Genomic DNA, 2,296 nt, shown 5'->3' with positions numbered 1-2,296 from the left:
GGCCCGAAGCGGTGCTGATCAGCCGGCCGCCCTCGCCATGCTTGCGCATGCGCCCGATCGCTTCCTGGCAGCACAGGAACACGCCCTTGGTGTTCACCGCCAGCACCTTGTCCCACTCGGCCTCGGTCATCGCTTCGATCCTGGCGATGGTGATGACGCCGGCGTTCTGCACCGAGATGTCGACGCGGCCGAATTCCTTTTCGGCGAGGTCGTAGAGCGCCGCGACCTCGCCCTTCCTGGTTACATCCATGCGCATTGACGCGACCTTCGCGCCCGCCGCCTTGAGGCCTGCCGCGACCTCGTCGACACGCGGATCGATGGCGCTGACCACGACCGCGGCGCCCTCCGCCGCGAAGCGTCTTGCCATGGCAGCGCCGATGCCGCCGCTGGCGCCCGTGACGACCGCCGTCTTTCCTTCAAAGCGCTTCTGCATCTTCTCTCCTACCAGCAGACGAAGCCGCCATCGACGATGAGGTCGATGCCGGTGACGAAACTCGAGGCGCTGGCCGCCAGGAACACGGTCGGCCCGACCATCTCTTCCGGCGTCGCCATGCGGCCCATCGGCGTGTCGCGCTTGAAGATTTTTATCTGCTCGGCCACCTCCGGCCGCTTGTTCATCGGCGTCAGCGTGTAGCCGGGGCTGACGACGTTGACGCGCAGGCCGCGGTCGGCCCACTCCATGGCGAGGCTTTTCGACATGTGGATCACGGCCGCCTTCGAGGAATTGTAGTGCGCCTGCGTCAGCCCGCGATTGACGATCGAGCCCGACATCGAGGCGATGTTGATGATCGACCCCCTGCGGCGCGGCAGCATGACGCGCGCCTCGGCCTGGCACGACAGGAACACGCCGCTGACATTGACGTCGTAGAGCTTCTGCCATTTCTCCAGCGACAGCGTCTCGGCGGGCTCGGCGCCGGCGATGCCGGCATTGTTGACGGCAATGGTCAGCGCGCCGAGTTCTTTCTCCAGGCGCTCGATCGCCGCCGACAGGTCGCTCTCGGAGGTCACCGAGCCGGTCAGCACCAGCGCCTTGCGGCCGAGCTCCGATATCTTTTGCGCGGTCTCTTCCAGCCCGCCCTTCGAGCTGTGGCCGAAGCAGGCGATATCGGCGCCGGCTTCCGCGAGGCCGATGGCGATCGCCTGGCCGATGCCGCTGCCGGCGCCCGTCACCAGCGCAACGTCGCCACTGAGATCGAATAGTTTGGTCATTGGTTCCCTCCTGCCGGCTCTCGCGAAATCAAAGGGCGCCAACACTTTGTTGGCGCCCCGCGCGATCCGGTGCCTGGGAGGCTATCACCTGCTGCGCCAAGTTTCGATTCCCCGGGTTCCTCACGTCGATATCAGCTTGTCGCAAGCTCCATCACCGCGACATTGCTGGCTTCGCTGCGCTCGAGGATGCCGCGCTGGCGGCCGCGGCTCAGGACCAGCACGCGGTGCGAGAGCCCCAGCACCTCCTCGAGATCCGAGCTCACCACCACCACCGCCATGCCGGAGCGGGCGAGGTCGGCGATGACGTCGTAGATCGCGGCGCGGGCTCCAACGTCGATGCCGCGCGTCGGCTCGTCGAGAATGAACACCTTGGGGGGCCGTGACACCCATTTGGCGATGATCACCTTCTGCTGGTTGCCTCCGGAAAGTTTTGAGACCGCCTGGTTGGGCTTGCCCTTGACGCCGAGCCGGGAGATGCCGGCCTCGGCGAATTTCTGCACTGCCTTGGGAAACACCCAGCCCTTCGGCGCGACATGGTCGAAATTGCCGAATGCCAGGTTCTCGCCGATCGTCTGCTCCAGCACCACGCCTTGCGCCTTGCGATCTTCCGGCACCAGCACGACCCCGGCCTTGATCGCTGCGGCCGGGCCGCTGAGATGCAGAGGCATGCCGGCCACCCGCACCGCACCGGAAGAGATTGGGTCGGCGCCGGCGATCGCCCGCACCAGCTCCGTGCGCCCGGCGCCGATCAGCCCGGCAATGCCAAGGATCTCGCCTGATTTCACCGAAAAGCTGACGGTGTTGAAGCTCTTGTCCGGCGACGACAGATTCTCGACTTCGAGCAGCGTCTCATCGCGCGGCGGCGACAGCTTGGGGAACATGCGCTCGACGCTGCGCCCGACCATCTGCTCGACCACGGTGCGCACCGGGATGTCGGCGCGCTCGTGCCGGGCGACGATGCGGCCGTCGCGCATCACCACCACGCGATCGGCGATCTGCGCGATCTCGTCGAGGCGATGGCTGATGTAGATGAAGGACATGCCTTCGGCCTTGAGCTTGCGGATCTGCTGGAACAGCAGCTCCGTCT

General features: G+C 66.2%; 3 protein-coding genes. All 3 read right to left on the bottom strand.

Going from position 1 to position 2,296, the window contains the following annotated elements; translation table 11 throughout:
• A partial coding sequence (locus EN742_RS32200; protein ID WP_127407521.1) for an SDR family NAD(P)-dependent oxidoreductase occupies positions 1-433 on the bottom strand: 433 nt, incomplete at its 3' end.
• 8 nt (positions 434-441) lie between these two features.
• Entirely contained in the window at positions 442-1,209 is a 768-nt protein-coding gene (locus tag EN742_RS32195; protein ID WP_127407520.1) for an SDR family oxidoreductase, read from the bottom strand.
• 131 nt (positions 1,210-1,340) lie between these two features.
• Positions 1,341-2,296: sugar ABC transporter ATP-binding protein (locus tag EN742_RS32190; RefSeq protein ID WP_148670414.1), on the bottom strand; the 956-nt coding region annotated here is incomplete at its 5' end.

Source organism: Mesorhizobium sp. M4A.F.Ca.ET.020.02.1.1 (assembly GCF_004022645.1).
Taxonomy (GTDB): domain Bacteria; phylum Pseudomonadota; class Alphaproteobacteria; order Rhizobiales; family Rhizobiaceae; genus Mesorhizobium.
This window is presented reverse-complemented; position numbering and strand designations above follow the sequence as displayed.